Annotated in this window: 19 protein-coding genes and 1 pseudogene; 17 read left to right on the forward strand and 3 right to left on the reverse strand. The window is 60.2% G+C overall.

Annotated elements, in window-relative coordinates; genetic code table 11:
* Window positions 1-13: 13 nt before the first annotated feature.
* On the reverse strand, window positions 14-787 hold the full coding sequence (locus tag AB4Z19_RS28905) for an SDR family NAD(P)-dependent oxidoreductase (protein ID WP_442029737.1): 774 nt from the start codon (window positions 785-787) through the stop codon (window positions 14-16).
* Window positions 788-888: 101 nt separating this feature from the next.
* On the opposite strand from AB4Z19_RS28905, the gene AB4Z19_RS28910 reads away from it, so the two are divergent.
* Both AB4Z19_RS28910 and udk read left to right on the forward strand, forming a co-directional pair.
* A complete protein-coding gene (locus AB4Z19_RS28910; protein WP_442036953.1) occupies window positions 889-1,839 on the forward strand; it encodes a LysR family transcriptional regulator in 951 nt (316 codons plus the stop codon).
* 90 nt (window positions 1,840-1,929) lie between these two features.
* Window positions 1,930-2,571, forward strand: a complete 642-nt coding sequence (gene udk, locus AB4Z19_RS28915) for a uridine kinase (RefSeq protein WP_442036939.1) — start codon at window positions 1,930-1,932, stop codon at window positions 2,569-2,571.
* Here the strand turns inward: udk and AB4Z19_RS28920 are convergent.
* Window positions 2,549-2,947, reverse strand: coding sequence for a nuclear transport factor 2 family protein (locus AB4Z19_RS28920; protein ID WP_442026010.1), 399 nt, complete (start codon window positions 2,945-2,947; stop codon window positions 2,549-2,551). The two genes, udk and AB4Z19_RS28920, sit on opposite strands and share 23 nt — an antisense overlap.
* A 106-nt stretch (window positions 2,948-3,053) precedes the next feature.
* On the opposite strand from AB4Z19_RS28920, the gene AB4Z19_RS28925 reads away from it, so the two are divergent.
* Window positions 3,054-3,992, forward strand: a complete 939-nt coding sequence (locus AB4Z19_RS28925) for a LysR family transcriptional regulator (protein WP_442026009.1) — start codon at window positions 3,054-3,056, stop codon at window positions 3,990-3,992.
* A 73-nt stretch (window positions 3,993-4,065) separates the two neighbouring features.
* Window positions 4,066-4,419 (forward strand): DUF4148 domain-containing protein, encoded by a 354-nt coding sequence (locus tag AB4Z19_RS28930; protein WP_442026008.1) that lies wholly within the window; start codon window positions 4,066-4,068, stop codon window positions 4,417-4,419.
* Window positions 4,420-4,468: 49 nt separating this feature from the next.
* On the opposite strand, the gene AB4Z19_RS28935 is transcribed toward AB4Z19_RS28930, so the two are convergent.
* Entirely contained in the window at window positions 4,469-4,957 is a 489-nt protein-coding gene (locus AB4Z19_RS28935) for a GNAT family N-acetyltransferase (RefSeq protein WP_442036941.1), read from the reverse strand.
* Between the two features lie 224 nt (window positions 4,958-5,181).
* Here AB4Z19_RS28935 and AB4Z19_RS28940 point away from each other — a divergent pair, with 224 nt between their 5' ends.
* The 13 genes and pseudogenes from AB4Z19_RS28940 to AB4Z19_RS29000 all read left to right on the forward strand — a co-directional run bounded on the left by AB4Z19_RS28940 (window position 5,182) and on the right by AB4Z19_RS29000 (window position 19,806).
* Window positions 5,182-5,541, forward strand: a complete 360-nt coding sequence (locus tag AB4Z19_RS28940; protein WP_442026006.1) for a hypothetical protein — start codon at window positions 5,182-5,184, stop codon at window positions 5,539-5,541.
* Between the two features lie 112 nt (window positions 5,542-5,653).
* Window positions 5,654-6,256 carry a phosphatase PAP2 family protein gene (locus AB4Z19_RS28945; RefSeq protein ID WP_442026005.1) on the forward strand — a complete coding sequence of 201 codons (603 nt, stop codon included), beginning with the start codon at window positions 5,654-5,656 and terminating at the stop codon, window positions 6,254-6,256.
* 79 nt (window positions 6,257-6,335) lie between these two features.
* Complete coding sequence (locus tag AB4Z19_RS28950) at window positions 6,336-6,422, forward strand: helix-turn-helix domain-containing protein (protein ID WP_442026012.1); 87 nt, start codon at window positions 6,336-6,338, stop codon at window positions 6,420-6,422.
* A 477-nt stretch (window positions 6,423-6,899) separates the two neighbouring features.
* On the forward strand, window positions 6,900-8,330 hold the full coding sequence (locus AB4Z19_RS28955; protein WP_442026004.1) for a circularly permuted type 2 ATP-grasp protein: 1,431 nt from the start codon (window positions 6,900-6,902) through the stop codon (window positions 8,328-8,330).
* 9 nt (window positions 8,331-8,339) lie between these two features.
* Entirely contained in the window at window positions 8,340-9,293 is a 954-nt protein-coding gene (locus AB4Z19_RS28960; RefSeq protein WP_442026003.1) for an alpha-E domain-containing protein, read from the forward strand.
* A gap of 15 nt (window positions 9,294-9,308) precedes the next feature.
* Window positions 9,309-10,112, forward strand: a complete 804-nt coding sequence (locus tag AB4Z19_RS28965; protein ID WP_442026002.1) for a transglutaminase family protein — start codon at window positions 9,309-9,311, stop codon at window positions 10,110-10,112.
* 42 nt (window positions 10,113-10,154) lie between these two features.
* Complete coding sequence (locus AB4Z19_RS28970; protein WP_442036943.1) at window positions 10,155-11,030, forward strand: peptidase; 876 nt, start codon at window positions 10,155-10,157, stop codon at window positions 11,028-11,030.
* 593 nt (window positions 11,031-11,623) lie between these two features.
* Window positions 11,624-13,042 carry an arylsulfotransferase family protein gene (locus tag AB4Z19_RS28975; protein WP_442036945.1) on the forward strand — a complete coding sequence of 473 codons (1,419 nt, stop codon included), beginning with the start codon at window positions 11,624-11,626 and terminating at the stop codon, window positions 13,040-13,042.
* An 82-nt stretch (window positions 13,043-13,124) separates the two neighbouring features.
* Complete coding sequence (locus AB4Z19_RS28980; RefSeq protein ID WP_442036947.1) at window positions 13,125-15,473, forward strand: TonB-dependent receptor; 2,349 nt, start codon at window positions 13,125-13,127, stop codon at window positions 15,471-15,473.
* Between the two features lie 11 nt (window positions 15,474-15,484).
* Window positions 15,485-16,879, forward strand: a complete 1,395-nt coding sequence (locus tag AB4Z19_RS28985) for a sulfatase family protein (RefSeq protein WP_442023435.1) — start codon at window positions 15,485-15,487, stop codon at window positions 16,877-16,879.
* Window positions 16,880-17,233: 354 nt separating this feature from the next.
* A pseudogene (locus AB4Z19_RS28990) lies at window positions 17,234-17,404 on the forward strand (Arm DNA-binding domain-containing protein); the annotation flags it as partial.
* Window positions 17,405-17,418: 14 nt separating this feature from the next.
* On the forward strand, window positions 17,419-18,453 hold the full coding sequence (locus AB4Z19_RS28995) for a tyrosine-type recombinase/integrase (RefSeq protein ID WP_442036949.1): 1,035 nt from the start codon (window positions 17,419-17,421) through the stop codon (window positions 18,451-18,453).
* A gap of 852 nt (window positions 18,454-19,305) precedes the next feature.
* Window positions 19,306-19,806 carry an integrase domain-containing protein gene (locus AB4Z19_RS29000; RefSeq protein WP_442036955.1) on the forward strand — a complete coding sequence of 167 codons (501 nt, stop codon included), beginning with the start codon at window positions 19,306-19,308 and terminating at the stop codon, window positions 19,804-19,806.
* Window positions 19,807-19,879 lie beyond the last annotated feature (73 nt).

The raw sequence follows: 19,879 nt of genomic DNA on the forward strand, positions 1-19,879 counted from the left end.
GCTGCGCATGCTCCTATGGCATCAGTTGTCCACCATTGATTTCAATTATCTGGCCGGTGATGTATCCAGATAAAGCCTCTGATGCGAGGAAAAGAAAAGCGCCAACGCATTCGTCCGGAAGACCCGCCCGCTGCATTGGAATTGCCGCGCACTGCACCTCGAACAGGTGATCAGGCGTATCGCGGTCGTGGAAAGCTGTTTGAATCAGTCCCGGCGAAACCGCGTTGACGCGGATTTTGTCCGCCACAAATTCCTTGGCCTGGCCCCTGGTGAGGTTGCTCACAAAACTCTTGGACGCGCCGTATAAGGCCGCACCATTCCCTCCGCCATTGCGGGCCGCAATCGACGTGGTGTTGATAATGAAACCGCCACCCGCGGCCTTCAAATGGCGATGTGCCGATATGGAGGCTTGCCAGACCGATCTGGCATTCAAGCTGACGACGCGGTCAAAATGATCCATCGATGCCTCGGTTGTCGGGATGCGCCCAAGCATGGCGCCGGCATTGTTGATGAGCCCATCCAGCCCGCCCAGGATCTCGGCTGCCTGGTTCACAACAAACGCCGCGGCATCCGGCAATTCCAGGTCGCCTTGTACGAGCAGAATCCTGTCGGGCGACATTGCTCGCAGCTGCTCTGCATCCTGTTTGCTGGCGTTGTAGTGCACGACGACCCGTGCGCCCTGCTGCGCCAGGCCAAGCGCGACTTCAGCGCCTATGCCGGTGGAGCCGCCAGTCACCAGCACGCGCTTACCGGCCAAATCCCCTATTTTGATCCCCGCGAGTTTCATATGTCCTCTACACAAAGGTAATAGTTATATTCGGGTTCGCGTGCGCGATGCTAAGATTTGAGTTGAAAGGCATTCATCGCAACGCTGAATCAAAATCAACTATGTCTATTTTTGACCGCATCGACCTTCCCGACCTCCGGGTCTTCCTCACCATCATGCGCACGCGCAGTTTCAAGGGAGCGGCAATCCAGCTTGGACTGACGCCATCTGCCGTGAGTCATGCCATGCGCAGGCTGGAGGAACGGCTGGGTACCAAGTTACTGAATCGTTCAAGCAGAGCGATCGCGCCTACCGATATCGGCCGGGACCTTGCACAAAAGCTGGAGGATGGCTTTGAAAAAATCGGACTGGCACTCGCCGAGCTGGATGCGCCAGGCGCCGGGCGCTATGGTGAGTTGCGCCTGAACGTTTTCTCGGATGCCGCTTACTTGCTGATTGCTCCAGCTATTCCGGAGTTCGCGAAGTTGTGTCCGGAGGTCAGATTAACAGTCGTGGTAGAAGACCGTCCCATCGACATCGTCGCGGAAGGCTATGACGCCGGCATCCGCTACGGCCACTATGTTCCGGAAGATATGGTGGCCGCGCCCCTGAGCGGGCCGCAGCGCTGGATTGTGGTCGCGGCGCCCTCGTATTTGGCGAGCCACGGTGCACCGCTGCATCCCGACGATCTCGCCAATCACAACTGCCTGCAGCTTCTGCTTGGCGACAATTCGAGCTACCGGTGGGAACTGGGGCGCGGCAAGGGGAAAAGCCGCATCCGCGTTCCCGGCGCGATAACGATCAACGACACCGCGACCACCATTAGCGCTGCACAATCCGGCGTAGGCCTGGCTTATGTGCTGGAACAGCGGATCGCACGCGAGCTGGAGGATGGCAGTTTGCAGCCCGTTCTGGCCGATTACGCGTGTAAAGGCGAGCCCTTCCACATGTATTACAGCGGCCGCAGGCACACCCATCCGGCGCTGCGGAAATTGATCAACATCATACGGGTTCAGCAGGGATTGAGCCCCCTCAGTGGTTCGGTGAAGACGGCAAAATCGAACGCGCTCTGAGCTCGCATTGGCCGAACGCTAAAATTTATAGTTCGGCAACATGGCGCCCCTCCCCTATTGGTTCGGACCTGGCTCCGGTATCATTCGGGTATGAATGAGATTTCTTTCCAACCTTTTGTTATTGGTGTCGCCGGCGGAAGCGGCAGCGGCAAGTCTACGGTTTCCCAACAGGTGCTGGCTTCGTTCGGCGCCGATATGGTTTCGGTGGTGATGCAGGATGACTACTACCGCGATCAATCCGATCTGACACCTGAAGTTCGCCGCCAGCAGAATTACGACCATCCACAGGCTTTCGACTGGCCACTTCTGGTGCAGCATGTCCAGGCCCTGCGCAGCGGCCAAGCGATCGAGATGCCGGAGTACGATTTCACCATCGATAATCGCTCCAACAGAACCATACCTGTTAAGCCAGCGCCGGTCATCGTGATTGAAGGACTCTTTGCGCTGTATAACGAGGACTTGCGCAAATTGATGTCGCTGAAGATCTTTGTCGACACCGCGTCCGACGTTCGTTTCATCCGCCGCATGCAAAGGGATATCGCCGAGCGCGGCCGCTCGCTGGAAAGCATCGTCGAACAGTATCTGGGAACGGTGCGCCCCATGCACAAGCAATTTATCGAGCCAACCAAGCGCTACGCCGATGTCATCCTGCCCCACGGCGCTAACGGGCCGGCCGTCGATGTCATCACCACCAAGGTAGCGAGCATCGTCAGCCAATTGAAGCACTCCTGATCTGGTCGAAGGTCTGCACCAGGTACGACGCCTTGGTGGCAATGAGCCAGGCGCCGTCCACCTTATGCATGACAAAGTGGTCGTTGAACAGTTTCTTTCCGATGCGGACTCTCACGGTTGCTGCCGCAAGGCAGTCCGAGACGTTTTCCAGGGAGAGAATGGCCTCATCCCTCGGTTCGCCGGTGGATTGAGGACTCGGCCGCCCCTTGATAAGCGCCGCATAGTCCGGCGCGGACATGGTCTGCAATTTCCCTTCTTGCAGCCACTGCACCAGGCAACTTGGGTGGAAGATCTTGTCGAAGTCACGGCTCTCAGGCTCATAGGCCAAATTGAAATAGTCATCAACTAAAGCGACGATGGCTTGGGTCTGGGTCATTGTCAATTCTCCTCAATAGCGGTTGAACGGCTCGTATAATGAACGCCCCTTTCGCCCTCGGATACTGCGAATCGCTTATCGCTGCCATTACCGGAACACATAGATCATGGAAGAACTCGATGGAGGACTTATCGGTGGTTTGCTTGTCCTTGCAGCCGTGGCGGAAGCCGGGAGCTTTGGCCGCGCAGCGTCGCGGCTGGGCAAGACCCAGCCTGCGGTGAGCCGCGCGATCCAGCGCCTGGAGGATCGCCTGCGTTCAAAGCTCGTGCATCGAACCAGCCGCCACGTTGAAGTGACGGATGCCGGACACGAGCTGATACAGCGAGTGCTGCCGCTACTGCAGGGGATTGAAGAGGCGACTGCCGGCGCGGCGGGCCAAACCTCGGTCGTCAGCGGCACACTTCGGGTGGCGTGTGATGCCGCGTTCTCACGCATTGTGTTAGCACCGGAACTGGCGCAGTTCATGAAGGTTCACCCAGCGCTTCAAGTAAAGCTGGAAACCAGGAACGATCTCTCTGATCTGGTAAGCGACGGTTTCGATCTCGCCATCCGGTTTGGACCGCCATCCATTTCCACTCTGGTCTGCCGCAGGCTATACAGTCCGCGCGTCCTGACTGTGGCCGCGCCGTCCTACTTGGAGCAGCGTGGCCGACCGAAGTCTCCCCAGGACCTGATCGACCACGGCCATGAATGCATCCTGGCCATCGATCCTGCCACCGGCAAGCCCTTCGAATGGGAGTTCTGGCGTGGTGATGAGAAGATAAAGGTTGCCGTTCGCGGCAACCTGACAGTCACGGATGCCGGCACCAAGATCGGCGCCTGTCTTGCGGGCTACGGGATAGCCCAGCTAATCGATCTCGGCGTCGAAGCCCACCTGCGCTCGGGCGCGCTGGTGCCGGTTTTAACGGACTGGCCAGACGAAACATTCCCGCTTTACGTCTATTACCCCAGCCGTAATCACGTTCCGGCCAAGGTCAGAGCGTTCATCGACTTTGTCGTCGGCATGATGCCTGGGCCGCAATCGGAGCTTGTCAGAACTTTGTAATGCCGCTGTCATGCTGCCGTTTGTGCCTGCCTCCTACACTGGACTCATCATCCAACCAAACAGGAGAAACATCATGAACGCTTCCAAATTTGTTATCGCTGCAGTTCTGGCCGCAACCTCCTTCGCCAGCATGGCCGCAACCGTCGACAAGACCATGTCGCAAGTCGTCGTCTCCGCGCCAGATCAGGGTGTGAACAGCGGCGAAGGATATATGGGCTATACCGGCTTCGTCTCCACCAAAACCCGCGCTGAAGTGATTCAGGAACTGCACGACGCACAACGCCGCGGCGAAATTTATTCGGGCGAAGCCTATCCTGGCCCACTGCTTACCCAAACGAACAAGACTCGGGCTGAAGTGCTTGCGGAGCTTGATACTTTCCGCATGACTCACGCGCAAGTCTCCGACGATGGAGCGTTTGCCTTCTGAGACTCAATCAGGCTGGCGGCCGTAATGACGTGCCGCCAGGCCAGCCCTGTCAGTCACGCGAATTGATCAGTGAAGTCAGCACAAAATCCTGCCATCTGCCGGCAATGCACAAGTAGGAGCGTGCAATGCCTTCGCGTTCGAAGCCAAGCCGGGCCAGCAGGCGTTCGCTGCGCGTATTGTTGAGCAGATGATTGGCCATGACGCGGTGAAGACCGACCTCGTTGAACATATAGCCAATTCCTGCCGTCGCCACTTCGTGCATCAGGCCCTTTCCCTGCCACGCCGCATCCACCGAATAGCCGAGGTGGCAAGCCTGAAACGCGCCGCGGACAATGTTGTTGAAATTGCACACGGCGACCATTTTTCCGCTTGCACGATCCAGTGCAGCCATCTGCACCGCGGCGCCTGATTCAAAGCTGGTCAGCGAGGCTTTCACCCGCTCCAGCGCCGCCTCCTCACCGAAGAAGGCTTCATCTCGCTGTGGCTCCCATTCGGCAAGATGATCCCGGTTCTCGTTAACATAGCGGTGCAGCAGCATACTTTGCTCCGGCTGCAGAACCGTCAGAAGGGTCCGTTCAGTGATGATGGTGGGGAGAGGTGCCATGTCGAAGGATGCGTAAAGTGCTCTTGCAGTGATCTTGGGCAGATTATGCCCGCTTCTATCAAAGCAATGCGACGGAACTTTTCCCCAAGGTTTCTGTCCAAGCTCAATATGTCCCGTCCGCTCATGCTTCACAGTTGAGAAATCTGTGCGGAGGGCATATGGACCTGAAGGAACGCATTGCGAACGTCGAGGCAGAGGTGGAATCGCATCACGAACAACTGGATCGCATCAAGCAAGAGATCATCCGGCTGCGCGAACGCATCGACCAGGGGCTGGCCGAGCTGCGTGAGCACACCGATCAAGGACTGGCCGAACTACGCGAGCACACCGATCAAGGACTGGCAGAGCTACGCGAGCACACGGATCAAGGGCTGGCTGAGCTACGCGAGCATACCGATCGTGGCTTTGATGAGCTGCGCAAGGAGCTCGCGAAGGTCGTACGATGGCAAATCGGGACGACAATCACGCTGGTCATCGCGATGCTTGGAATTGCGGTGAAAGTGACGGGAATTGCCTAGATGACGCTTGCCTTGAATTAACGTTCCTTTAACGACCCCGCCCCTAGAATTTCGTTCCATCGACGCGGGATTTAGCGTGGCCCCGCCCCAACCGCAGCCTGGCAAGCCAGCAATGAACGAACTCGAATCCCTAAATCGCGCCCTCTTCCTGAAGATCAACGGCGGCCCGTACACCGCTGCGTGGCTGATCGACGTCGCAGCCGTGCTTGCCGACGCCCTGATCTATCTCGTTCCGCTACTGCTGATTGGCATGTGGATGACTGGGCAGCAACGGCATCGCGCGCTGGCATTGAAGGCGTTATTGGTCGCTTGCGTTAGCCTCGCCATCAACCAAATCATCGGCTTGCTCTGGATGCATCCAAGGCCATTCATGCTTCACCTCGGGAACGCCTGGACCACCCATATTGCCGATTCGTCCTTTCCAAGCGATCACATGACGGTCTTCGCGAGCGTCGGCATTCCCCTGCTTCTGGACGGCGCCTTTGGTCTCGGACTGGCCGTGCTGCTTTGCGGTCTTGGTGTGGCCTGGGCCCGGGTGTTCCTGGGAGTGCACTTCCCTCTGGATATGGTGGGCGCCGTCATCGTGGTCTCCGCCTGCTATGGCGTTCTGACGCCTCCTTGGAACAGGATGGCATCCCGGTGCACGCAACTCGCGGAACGTTGCTACCGCATGCTGCTGGCATGGCCGATCGCGGCAGGATGGCTACCCCGCTAACGAGCCAGGTTCGCCAAATTCGCCCAGCGGGATCGGGCGCTGCTATTCCACCGGCAGGCCATTGGCGATAGGCAGTGAAGTGCTGGGCGCTCCGCCACGCGATGCCATTGCGGAACGCGCTGGAGTGGGTATCGGGACCTTATACCGCCACTTCCCGGATAAGTAGTCTCTCCTGCACGCTACTGCCCGCTACGCGCTGGAACGCCGCGTCGAAGCCGCGCTGATCTCTCGGAGCACGACATTGTCTTTGCCATGATCCGCTTTGCGCGACCACTCGCAATTGGCCTGGCAGCGAGCGAGGAACGCACGCTCGCCCATCGCCATCTGGACATCTACATCGATGGGTTATTTTCCCTTCAAAACCAACAGCGCGGCTGAAAGCGGCCCGGCGCAGCCCGCGACGTAAGGAGTTGCGCACAGCTTTTGTGGACAAGCCTGTTAACAACGACCAGGTCATAACCGTAAATGACTGATTTAACGGCAAAAATCCTTACTGATGAAATGACGTGCAGCAAAGCAAGCCAACCTCGGCGGCGCATTTAATCAGCGTCCCAGCCAGTGACGCTCGTGTACTTAAATAGTGCATTTCCGCTGGCACACTTCTTGATAGGAAGCTAAGTGTCCTCAATTGGGAGTGTCCGACATGACGAACTTCTTCAATGAAATGACCGCTGACGGGTTGACGCACACTGCCAGCACAAAAATACGCGAACATTACCGCGAGTTTTGCGGCTGGCTGCAGCGCCAGTCAGCCGAAATCATCGAACGCAAGCAGGCGGAAGCCGATCTGACCTTTCGCCGGGTTGGCATCACCTTCGCAGTCTACGGGGACGAAGCAGGAACCGAACGCCTGATTCCTTTCGATACTATCCCGCGCATCATCCCGGCTGTCGAATGGAGGCAGCTCCAGACCGGGCTGGCACAGCGCGTGCAGGCGCTGAACATGTTCATCCACGACATTTACCACGATCAGAACATTGTCAAAGCGGGCGTCATTCCGGCCGAGCAGATCTACCGGAACGCACAGTATCGGCCGGAAATGCAAGGCATCAATGTCGCGTCCAATATCTACGCGCACATCGCCGGTGTCGATATCGTGCGTGCCGGCCAGGGCGAGTTCTACGTGCTGGAGGATAATCTGCGCGTACCTTCCGGCGTGTCCTACATGCTGGAAGACCGCAAGATGATGATGCGGCTGTTCCCCGAACTGTTTGCCCGCAACAAGATCGCGCCGGTGGATCACTACCCTGACCTGCTGCTGGATAATCTGCGCTCCGTCGCTCCCATGGGAGTGAATGATCCCACCGTCGTGGTGATGACCCCGGGGATGTACAACTCCGCCTACTTCGAGCATGCCTTCCTGGCGCAGCAAATGGGCGTTGAACTGGTCGAGGGCAAGGACCTGTTCGTCAACGACAACACGGTATTCATGCGCACCACGCGCGGGCCACGGCGCGTGGATGTCATCTACCGCCGGCTGGATGATGACTTCCTCGATCCGCTGGCCTTCCGCGCTGATTCCTCGCTGGGCGTGCCGGGCCTGCTGTCGGTGTACCGCGCCGGCAGGGTGACCCTGGCCAATGCCATCGGCACCGGCGTGGCCGATGACAAGTCAATTTACCCCTTCGTGCCGGACATGATCCGCTTCTACCTCTCCGAGGAACCGGTTCTGAACAATGTGCCGACCTACCAGTGCCGACGCAAGGAAGACCTGGCCTACACGCTGGCGCACTTGCCGGAACTGGTGGTCAAGGAAGTCCATGGCGCAGGCGGCTACGGCATGCTGGTCGGTCCAGCCTCGACCAGGGCGCAGATCGAGGACTTCCGCCGGCGCCTGCTGGCCCGGCCGGACGGCTATATCGCGCAGCCAACGCTGGCTCTTTCCGCCTGCCCCACTTATGTGCAAAGCGGTATCGCGCCGCGCCATATCGATCTGCGGCCATTCGTCTTGTCCGGAAAAACAATCTCCATGGTGCCGGGAGGCCTGACCCGCGTAGCGCTGCAGGAAGGGTCGCTGGTGGTCAACTCCTCGCAAGGCGGGGGCACCAAGGATACCTGGGTATTGGAGCGATAAGGAGACATCATGCTGAGCCGTACCGCCGATCATTTGTTCTGGATGGCCCGCTACACCGAGCGCGCCGAAAATACCGCACGCATGCTGGATGTGAACGTGCAGACTTCGATGCTGCCGCAATCCGACGAAGAAACCGCCCAGGGCTGGCGGGCCTTGCTGGGCATCTCGGAATTGCAGTACGGCTTCAATCAGAAGTACCAGTCGCTGGAAGCGCGCGAGGTCATCGACTTCATGGTGCGCGACCCGGACAACCCTTCGTCCATCGTGGCCTGCCTGACCCAGGCACGCGAAAATGCGCGGGCGGTGCGCGGCACGCTGACCACCGAAGTCTGGGAAATCCAGAACCAGACCTGGCTGGATATGCAGAAGCGCCTGGACAGCGATTTTCTGGAAAGCGATCCCAGCAAGTTTTTCGAGTGGGTGAAGTACCGCTCGCATTTATCGCGGGGCGTCACGCTGGGCACCATGCTGCGCGACGAAGCGGTGCAATTCATCCGCCTTGGCACCTTCCTGGAGCGGGCCGACAACACGGCGCGCATCCTGGACGTCAAATACCATGGCGGCGCGACCGAACACAGTGGCGCCGAAGGCATGAGCCAGCGCGATTTCTACTATTGGGGTGCACTGCTGCGGTCCGTTTCGGGCTTCGAAATCTACCGTAAGGTCTACCGCGATGTCATCACGCCCGCGCGCATTGCCGAACTCCTGATGCTGAGAGCAGACATGCCGCGATCGCTGCTGGCCTGTATGGACGAGGTGGTGCAAAACCTGCACGAAGTGCGCAACGACGTCTCGGCCGATACCGAACGCTTCGCAGGCAGGCTGCGCGCGGAGCTGCAGTTCGGCAAAATCGAAGACATCCTGGCTGCTGGCCTGCACGATACCTTGACCCGCTTCCTGGCTGATATCTATGAACTGGGCAACCGCGTCAGCCGTGATTTCCTGGTGCCCTTGGCGGCGTAAGCGGAAGACCCTACCATGCGATTAACGATACGCCACGAAACCCGCTACACCTACAGCTCGCCGCTGGCCTATACCATCCAGCAGCTGCACCTGACGCCGCGCGTCGAGCCGCAGCAGCACGTGCTGTCCTGGCAAATTGCCCTGCCCGGCCACGTGCATGCGTACACCGACGCCTTCGGCAACCTGTCGCACATGATGACGCTGGATAGCGCGCACAAGGACCTGTCCATTGTCGCCTATGGCGCGGTCGAAACCACGGTGCCCGATCGCGGCCGCGTAGTGAACGGCGACACCCTGTCTCCCCTGATCTTCACGGTGCCGACACGGCTGACGGCAGCCACGCCCGCCATCCTGGAACTGGCGGCAGCCTGCCTGCCGGACGGCAAAGCAAGTACGCACCATTTGATGGCTCTGGCGGAGCACATCTTTGGTGCAGTCTCGTACCAAAGCGGTGCAACGGCCGTCGACTCAACCGCCAGCGATGCCCTGGCCCTCGGCCAGGGTGTGTGCCAGGACCATGCTCATCTGTTCCTGGCCTGCTGCCATGCGCATGGCATCCCGGCGCGCTATGTCTCAGGCTACATCGACCCGGAAAACAGCGATCATGCCGCCAGCCACGCCTGGGTCGATGCCTGGGCGGAGGACCGGGACTACAGTGGATGGGTCAGCATCGATGTCACCCATGCGCGCCTGATGACCGATGCCTACTGCCGTCTGGCGATTGGCCGCGACTACGACGGCGCCGCGCCCGTACGCGGGGTGCGGCGCGGCGGCGGCACCGAATCGCTGAGCGTCAACGTCCAGATTATCCCGCAATGAGCGGGTGTAGAATGGCCCATCCCCTTTTTAGAATTTGATGCGATGACATATTGTGTGGGCATGCGCCTGGATGCCGGACTGGTCTTTCTGTCCGATTCGCGAACCAACGCCGGCGTGGACCAGGTCGGCACTTTCCGCAAGATGAGCGTATTTGAACTGCCCGGCGACCGCATGATGGTGATGATGACGGCAGGGAATTTGTCGATCTCGCAGTCGATCCGCCAACTGGTGACCGAATTGCAGTCGGAGGAAGGACATAGCATCTGGAATGCGCCTACGATGTACGAGGCGGCGCGCATACTCGGCCAGGCAGTGCGGCAAGTACATGACCGCGATGCCAAGGCCCTGTCGGAATTCGGCATCGAATTCAACGTCAACATCATCTTCGGCGGTCAGATCAAGGGCGAGCGCTGCCGCCTGTTCCAGATTTACTCGGCAGGCAATTTCATCGAGTCGCACGATGAGAATACCTATTTCCAGATCGGCGAAGCCAAGTACGGCAAGCCCATCATCGATCGGGTAGTGACGCCATCCACCACCCTTGATGATGCCGCCAAGTGCGCGCTGATTTCCATGGACTCCACACTGCGTTCGAACGTCTCGGTTGGATTACCGCTGGACCTCCTGGTGTACGAAGCCGGCAAGCTGGCCGTTACCCGTTTCGTCACGATCGACGAGCGCAACCAGTATTTCCAGATGATCCGCAGCACCTGGGGCCAGCAGCTGAAACGGGTATTTGAGGATCTGGACGCTCCCGCATGGAACGCCGGACCGGGCGCCGGCGCCAATGTCCTGCATTCGGCAAACGCGAACAGCAAGCCGGTACGGGTCGCGCCCCCGGCGGGCGTGACTGCACCCGCGGCAGTCAGCCCGGCGTTGCAGACCCTGGTCCAGCAATTCCACGATGGCCAGCAGTAGGCAGCTTTACTTCAAATAGGATTTGAGCACCTGGAGTACGGCTTCCGCCTCTTCCCTGCGATGGTCTTCTTACGCTTCCTTGACCACATGGTCCATCAGGTGCGTTTCCCCGCCTGAATCAGGCTGGCGTCTTTCCCGGGTCTGCCTTCGCGACCGAAGCTGGCGCGATTATTTGTCCACCGATGCATAGGTTTTCGGCTTAGATTCCAGGAGCAGCCACCAAGGTTCGTGGCAATGCCCCGCGTCCAATCCCAATAAAGAAAAAGCCCGCTCAGGGAGCGGGCAAATCTATTTCCCTTGGAGGAGATAGAGGAGACGGTTTCAGTATGCTGCAGCCCACCCAGCCGGTCTACTTTCTTTTATGAATGCTTGTTATCAGTATTGCTTATAACCAATTTCTGCATGACGGATTTCAGCTGTGCGGCCCAGGCGTGCCGGTAGTGCGCTCATTTGGCTTTCCTCAAATTCTTCTAGTTGGATGAGCGCATTAGCAAATACTGCCGCGCCACATATTGTTATCTGAATTGCTTCGTTCCCGGCGCGACAAGCTTGCACCTAAGATGCAACCTCCAACCATCACACAGGAGCACACCATGATCGCCGCCACTGCAGCAGCCTTTTCCTCACCACTGCACCGTAGCCTTGCGGCCTGCATGATGATGGCGATGGCCTGCAGCGCCATGGCAGCGCCCAGTGTCTTCCCTACCGGCGTCACGCGCTACGACCCTGAACGCGCCTGGAACGGCTATGTGCTGTTCAGCGGGCAGGATAAGAAGACCCACCTGATTGACATGAACGGGAACGAAGTGCGCCAGTGGCCGCACGAGGGATTCCCGCCGGTGCTGGTCGATCCCGCGCTAGCCGGCGGCGCACGCGGCAACATCCTGCTGCAACTATCGAACGCCAAAGGCGCCCAGGCGGGCAATGGGCTCGGTAACAAGAGCATCGGAGAGCTGGACTGGAGCGGCAAGGTGATCTGGCAATGGGGTGCTGCCGGCGACGCTTACGCTTCGGACTCGGTGCAGACCGGCGGCGCGCCAGGCGGCGCAGCGAAACAGCATCACGACTGGCGCCGGCTCGCCAACGGCAATACGCTGGTGCTGGCGAACCTGGTGCACCCGGTGCCGGGCTTCACCGCGCCGCAAGTGCTGGACGATGTGATTTACGAGGTCACCCCTTCCGGCAGCATCGCCTGGCAATGGGTCGCTTCGGAGCACTTGAACGAGCTCGGGTTCTCGCCGGAGTCGCTGAAGCTGGTGCTTGCCGCGAAACCGCGCAACGGTGCGCAGGCTGTGGACTACCTGCATATCAATAATATGGCAGTGCTGGGGGCGAACAAATGGCATGCGCAAGGCGATGCGCGCTTCCACCCGAATAACATCATCATTTCTTCGCGCGAATCCAACATCATCGCCATCATCGATCGCAAGACGGGCAAAGTGGCATGGACGCTGGGTCCGGATTTCCCTGCCATCGCGGGCGCCCACGTGCCGCGGGCCGTGGACCAGATCATCGGCCCGCATGACGCCCACCTGATTGCCGAAGGCTTGCCCGGCGCAGGCAACCTGCTGGTGTTCGATAACCAGGGCGAAGCGGGTTATCCGCGCGTCTCGCCCGGCATTTTTCCCCATTCGCGGGTGTTGGAGATCGATCCTGTTCGCAAGCAGATTGTGTGGCAATACACGGCCGCCAACTCGGCACAGACGCTGTGGAGTTTTTATAGTGCCTTCATCAGCAGCGCGCGCCGCCTGCCGAACGGGAATACGCTGATCGATGAAGGCATGAACGGACGCTTCTTCCAGGTGACGCAGCAAGGCGACATCGTGTGGGAATACGTCAGTCCTTATTTCGGTTCCTCGCCCGTTGGCGGGGAAGGCGGCCCGGTGCTGACCAACTGGGTCTATCGTGCGCTGCCGGTACCTTACAACTGGGTGCCACCTGAAACACCTCGCTCGGAAAAACCCGTGGCTGCCCACAACGCGGCCACGGAGCACCTCGTCGCCAGACCCTGAGACGACCCACATCCATGCATATCTCGCAGCGCCCGGCCACAGGGCAGGCGCTGCTTCGCCAAAAAAACAGTAGGGGAAAACTTTGTTCAAGCAAACCGCCATTGCCCTGGCAGTGCTGGTGCTGGCCGCTGACGCGCGTGCCGCAGGCGCTGCCAACGACACATCAGCAGCCAGCGCCGATGCACCTGCCGCCACTGCCGGCGCCACCGATGCCGTCGACCCGGGCGCAGCGCCCGATGCCGGCGATCCCGCTTTCGCGGGCGCAGTACAGACCGTCCTTGTGACCACGCGCCGCCGCGTGGAAAGCTCGCAGAACGTGCCCACGCCGATGACGGTCCTCGGCGACGATTTACTGGAGGGCAGCCGCACCTACCGCGTGCAGGACTTGCAGCAGCTGCTGCCCAGCACCACCATCAACTACGTCCACGCCCGCCAGATGAGCTTTGCCGTGCGAGGGCTGGGGAATAATCCCGCCAGCGATGGCCTGGAGGGCAGCGTCGGCGTCTATCTCGACAACGTCTACCTGGCGCGTCCCGGCATGGCCGCTTTCGACGCCCTGGACATCCAGCAGCTGGAGCTGCTGCGCGGGCCGCAGGGCACGCTGTTCGGCAAGAACACCACGGCCGGCGTGTTGAATATCTCGACCCGCAAGCCGACGTTCAGCCCGGAACGCAGCATTGAGCTGTCGGGCGGCCAGTTCGGCTACAAGCAGGCTAAGGCCATCCTGAATGGCGCCGTCAGCGAGACTGTCGCCGCGCGCCTCTCGGTCTACAAAACCAATGACGACGGTTACATCACTAATCGCTATAACGGCCGCGAGGTGCAGGGTGGCGACCGCCAGGGCGTGCGTGCGCAGGCCCTGTATGAGGCCGGCCGCGATTTCAGCCTGCGCCTGATCGCCGACTATAACCAGGAAGACTCCAACAACGGCACGCTGATCTTCTACAGCGCGGGGCCGAGCGGCAAGGTGCTCACGCAGGCCAGGCTGGTGGGCGCTTCGCCGGTACTGGATCCCAACGAGCGCGCCGTCAATCTGGACACCGGTTCGCGCGTCAATGTGCACCAGGGCGGCGTATCGGCCGAGGCAAACTGGACGTTCGCAAACGACGCAAAGCTGACCTCCGTCACGGCCTGGCGGCGCTGGAACTTCATCCCGCGCAACGACGATGGCCTGAATGTGCCGGTCACACTGACGGCCGGCGCCTCCGCCAACCATAAGCAGTTCTCGCAGGAGCTGCGCTGGGCCACGCCATCCGGCAAAGCGGTGGAATCGGTGTTCGGGGCCTATTACTACTACCAGGACCTGTCCAATAATTCCTTTACCGTCAACGGGCCACTGGCCGACATCTACAACGGTACGCCGGCTGGTGCCTGGGCCAATGTCTCGAGCGAAGCACCGTCGACGCTGCGCGTGAACAGCTACGCCCTGTTTGCGCAGTCCACCTGGCATGCCGACAGCCGCTTCGACGTCACCGGCGGTCTGCGCGCCAGCTACGAAGACAAGGCCGCCCGCGTCACGCGCAATGCGCCGACGGGCGGCGCTGCCGTCACCGGCGCCGCACTGGCTTCACGCAGTGGGCGTTACGGGGTCTACGACTCCGGTCCGCTCGAGCTTAACCAGTTCAGCCCCACTGCCCTGCTCAGCGTGGGCTACAAGGCCGCGCAGGATGTGCTGCTGTATTCCAGCCTGTCGCATGGCGAGAAGTCCGGCGGCATCAATCTGTCGGTGCCAGGGGCCGGCGGCGCTGCCTCGCTGCTGGTGGGTACCGAGCGCTCCAATGCCTTTGAACTGGGCGTGAAGAGCACCGTGCTGGACAACCGTCTGCAATTGAACGGCAACCTGTTTGCCACCGTCGTGCACGGCTACCAGAGCAACGCCTATGATCCCGTCAGCCGTACCTCCTACCTCACCAACGCGGGCAATGTCCGTACCCGCGGCGTGGAGCTGGAGGCGATCGCCACGCCGGTACGCGGCCTGACGCTGCGCGCGAATGGCTCGTTCAACGACGTCAGCTATCTGAAGTACACCAACGCGCCGTGCCCGCCGGAGATCAATGCCACGTTCTGCGACCTGTCCGGCCGTCATGCACTGGTCAACGCGCCGCGCTGGATCGGTAACCTTGGCGCGCAATATCAGCACGCGGTCGCCGACGGCTTGCAGGCTTACTACAACGCCAACTATGCCTACCGCGGCGAGACTTATGGCACGCTGGATGCATCGGCCTATTCGAAGATTCCGGCTTACAGCGTGACCAATGCATCCATCGGCCTGCGCGGCACGCGCAGCGCAGCGTGGGACGTGTCGCTGTGGGTGAAGAACGCCTTCGACCGCCAGTACTACACCAGTCTGTGGAACGCCAATTTTGGCTCATATAACGCCGTCATCGGCACACCGCGTACCGTGGGCGTCACGGGCCGCTACGAATTCTGAACGGGGATAGCATGAATCCATTACGACGCGCCGTCCTTGGCGCACTTTCCACCTTTGCCCTGGCGCCGCGTGCGGCACTGTCCGCCGCCGATGCCCGGCCCAATATTCTGTTCATCCTGGCGGACGATCTGGGCTGGGGCGATCTGAGCGTGTACGGTCAGACCGATTTCCGCACCCCCAACCTGGACAAGCTTGCGGCGCAGGGCCTGCGGCTGACGCAGGCGTATTCCAATTCGGCGGTTTGCTCGGCCACGCGCTTCGGCCTGATCACGGGGCGCTATCAGTACCGCCTGCGCGGCGGGCTGGAAGAACCGATCGCCGGCGCTTCCGACACCATCGGCCTGCCGCCGGACCACCCCACCCTGCCATCGCTGCTGAAAAAAGTGGGCTATCGTACGGCGCTGATCGGCAAGTGGCATCTCGGGTATCTGCCCACCTTCGGTCCGCTCAAGAGCGGCTACGACAGCTTCTTCGGCAATTACGGCGGGGCGATCGACTACTTCACGCACAAGCCGGGCGTTGGACCCGATGTGAAGGAAGACCTGTTTGAAGGCGAGGTGCCGGTGCACCAGGTCGGCTACTACACCGACCTTCTTGGCGAACGCGCGGCGGAATTCGTGCGCAAGCAGGACAAGGCGCAGCCTTTCTTCCTGTCGCTGCATTACACCGCGCCGCACTGGCCGTGGGAAGGCCCGCAGGACGAAGCAGTGTCGAAGGAGATCAATAATATCTTCCACTACGACGGCGGCAATCTGCGCACCTACGCCAAAATGGTCACAGCCCTCGATGCCTCCATCGGCCGCGTGCTGCAGGCGCTGGAGCAGCGGGGCCTGACGGAGAACACCATCGTTATCTTCACCAGCGATAACGGTGGCGAACGCTTCTCCCGCACCTGGCCTTTCAGCGGTCAGAAAACGGAACTGCTGGAAGGCGGCATTCGCGTGCCGGGCATCGTGCGCTGGCCGCGCCGCATCAAGCCCGGGCAGGTCAGCGAGCAGGTGGCGATCAGCATGGACTGGCTGCCGACCCTTCTGTCCGCAGCCGGCACGGCGCCCGATCCCGCCTACGCGCCGGATGGACAAAATCTGCTGCCGATACTGACCGGCACGGGACAAAAGATTGAGCGCACGCTGTTCTGGCGCTACAAGGCCAATGCGCAGCGCGCCGTGCGTGCCGGTGACTGGAAGTACTTGAAACTGAACGGCCAGGAGTTCCTGTTCAATGTGGCGGACGATCAGCGCGAGCGTGCCAATCTCGCACGCCGCCATCCGGAAAAGCTGGCGGAACTCAAGCGCCAGTGGGAAAGCTGGAATGAAGGCATGCTGCCCATCACGCCCGATGTGCGCACCCACGGCGTGAACGGCAAGGTGCAAGCCGACAAGTACAGCCCGGAAGGCAACGACTAGCCTTTAAGGCTCGCTGTGGCGCGTGCGAAACGTCCGACGGAGGATCTTCCGTGACAGACGCTGATTTTCACGTGCGCGATGAGTGGAGAATAAAACAAAAAACCGCCGCTCCAGGGAGAACGGCGGTTTCTTTGATGTCCATTCATCGTACTGGACAGTGTTCTGGCGGAGACGGTGTCTCCATTCCTGTCGTCTCCGTTCCGCTCCAAAACACTCCGAACGTCGGCCTTCTCTATTAAAAATCGAATTGATTGTACACCGATCGTCTCGAGCCGAATCACAAAATATACTAAGAGCTCGCATCGATTTGTGGGCAGAATTGTGGGCAGAAGAAGCAGGCAGACCTTGACGGTCATGGGGATCAATTCCAAGAAGGAGCCCGGCTATTACGCCGATGGCGGGGGCCTCTACTTGCGCATTTCACAAGGCGGCACCAAAGGGTGGATCTTCCGCTTCATGCTTCGCGGGCGTGCCAGGGAAATGGGGCTCGGTAGCGTGCGGGATAAGACGCTTACACAAGCGCGTGACGACGCCGCGAAGTGCCGCCAACTGCTGTTGGACGGTATCGATCCTATCACCCACCGAGATCCGCGCGGGAAGCACTTCGCCAACAGGAGGCCGAAAAACCGCGCAAAGTATGGACATTTCAGGAGTGTGCCGCAGAATATCACTCGACCCACAGCAACGGGTGGCGCAACGCCAAGCATGCGCAACAATGGTTCAGTTCGCTGGCCAACCACGCCTTCCCTATATTGGGCGACAAGGACGTGAACCACATCGGAAAGCCTGACATCCTGGCCGTTCTGGAACCGATCTGGCTGTCCCATCATGAAACGGCTTCCCGGATCCGCCAGCGCATCAAGGTCATCCTTGACTGGTCCGCTGCGCGCGATTTCCGAACAAACCAATTTCCGCACCTGTGGGACCAGCTGGAGCGCGCGCTACCGCGAACGAGGGACGTCCGCAAGCCCGTGCATTATCTCGCGTGCCCGTACGAACAGGTTGGCAAGGCCTTCGTCGCAATCCGCGAATGCGGCGCCTCCTCGTGCATCAAGCTGGCCATGGAGTTCACGATTCTGACCGCTGCGCGTACCGGAATGGTACGCATGGCCGTCTGGGAGGAATTTGATCTGAGCAGGCGCCGCTGGACAATCCCCGCAGAGCGCATGAAGGCTGGCGTCGAGCACAGGGTTCCGCTCTCCGCGCAGGCCCTCGCGATCCTCAAAACTCAGGCCAGAGGCGTTACAAAGCCTCATGGTTTGGTTTTTCAAACTCCGTCAGGAAAAGCACATAGCGACATGACGTTTACGATGCAACTGCGCCGGCTTGGCTTGGAGTATACGATGCACGGGTTTCGTTCCACATTCCGTGACTGGGCTGCCGAACAAACCGCCTTTCCGTCCGAGGTCTGTGAGGCGGCGTTGGCGCATACGACCAAGAACGCCACCGAGGCGGCCTACTTTCGCAGCGACCTGTTCGAGAAGCGGCGTGACTTGATGGATAATTGGGCAGGCTACTGTGAGCGCGAGTGCAGCGCTGCGGCGCGCCAGGTCGGGGCCCAAAGCGGAGGATGATCGGCGCGGTGATGATTAAGCACCGCTCCAGGGAGCGGCCGACGACTCATCTAGCGGACACCCTGGCTTTGATCCACGCTTCAATTTCACCGCGCCCCCATCCCGACGCGCGCCGAAAGTTTTACCTGTTTCGGGACTTCCCTTTGCGTATCGCCTTATAAATCGCGGCGCGAGACTTGCCGCATACAGCTGTAACCTCGGGCAGCCGCATGATGCTAAGTTCTGGGGCGAGAGATTGATCGTGCATAGCGACCTCTGTGCGAATGGGTATGCCCGCTGGCGACACCAAAGCATATCGCTTCTGCCGCCGTAAGCGGCGCTGACGATGCCGGCGATGCCGCGCCCACTGTGCTCGCCGTCAGGAAAACGGATCGCGAGCGCCGCGCCTCGGAAGTCAACGTCCTCACGCTCTACTTTACGACCGGCCAGAGAACCTTTGCGGAGCACACGTGGATGCTCTGTTGCGCTATTGGACTGCAGACCCCGAACTTGCCGCGTCTCTCGGCGATACGGCCAACCTACTGCAGCCCAGGGCCCATCCGTACAGCGCCGCCTGTATCCAGCAGAAGTTGTGCTTCCTGCGCGTCTTCGCTCCCTGGATCGGCAAACCCGGTCTGGTTCGCGATGCCGAGCGCTGCACCACACAGCCGGAGCTTGTGCGCGGAAGCTACGGGCGCAGTACGACAAGTGATGGAGCGGTAACGGCATTGATGTCGAGGCGTCAATCCATGCGGTGGCGGAGATTGATCCGCACGTCGCGGCCCAACTGTGCATGGCCATGGTGACCTGATCGGTAAATTTGTTGCCACCAGCATAGTTAGGCTTCGACTAAGCCGCCCCCATATTTCCGAAGTGCCCGACTACGCACTGCCGGCCAGTTGTGCGGCGATCGATCGCTACGTAAGCTTCTTGCGCATAATGCGGGGCACCAAGGGGGGACGCCTGCGCTTCGCTGCGATCCGCACCGACGCGCAGCACGAAGCCCTTGTCAGTGCCAGGGCTATCGCACGATGTCCGCACTCGAACTGGGCCCGACCTGGCCTGTCACTGAAGCAGTCGCTGGACCTGTTTTCCAACGTGGTACGCGCGACAGGGCTGACCAAGAAGACACTCGGTGTGACGCCGCATGGCCTGCGTCACGAGTTCGCAGGAGACTTATACATCGATATCACCAACTTGCAGCCGCCGGTCCGGGGCAGCACCCCGTGCTCCGACCCCGACACCATGCGCGCCGCTTGTCAGGAAGTCGCCCGGCAGCTTGGGCACAACCGCCCCAAGATAAGCAATGCCTATTTAGGTCAGCCAACTATTATGCGCAGTAAACGCAGCAAGACGACTTCCGTCCCTACGTGAGAACGGAAATTGGCGGTAGTGAACTCAACATAAAAGTTTCATGATTATCTTCCCTGGCGGCCATTGGGGCCGC

Source organism: Pseudoduganella sp. RAF19, assembly GCF_052114165.1.
GTDB lineage: Bacteria > Pseudomonadota > Gammaproteobacteria > Burkholderiales > Burkholderiaceae_D > Rugamonas.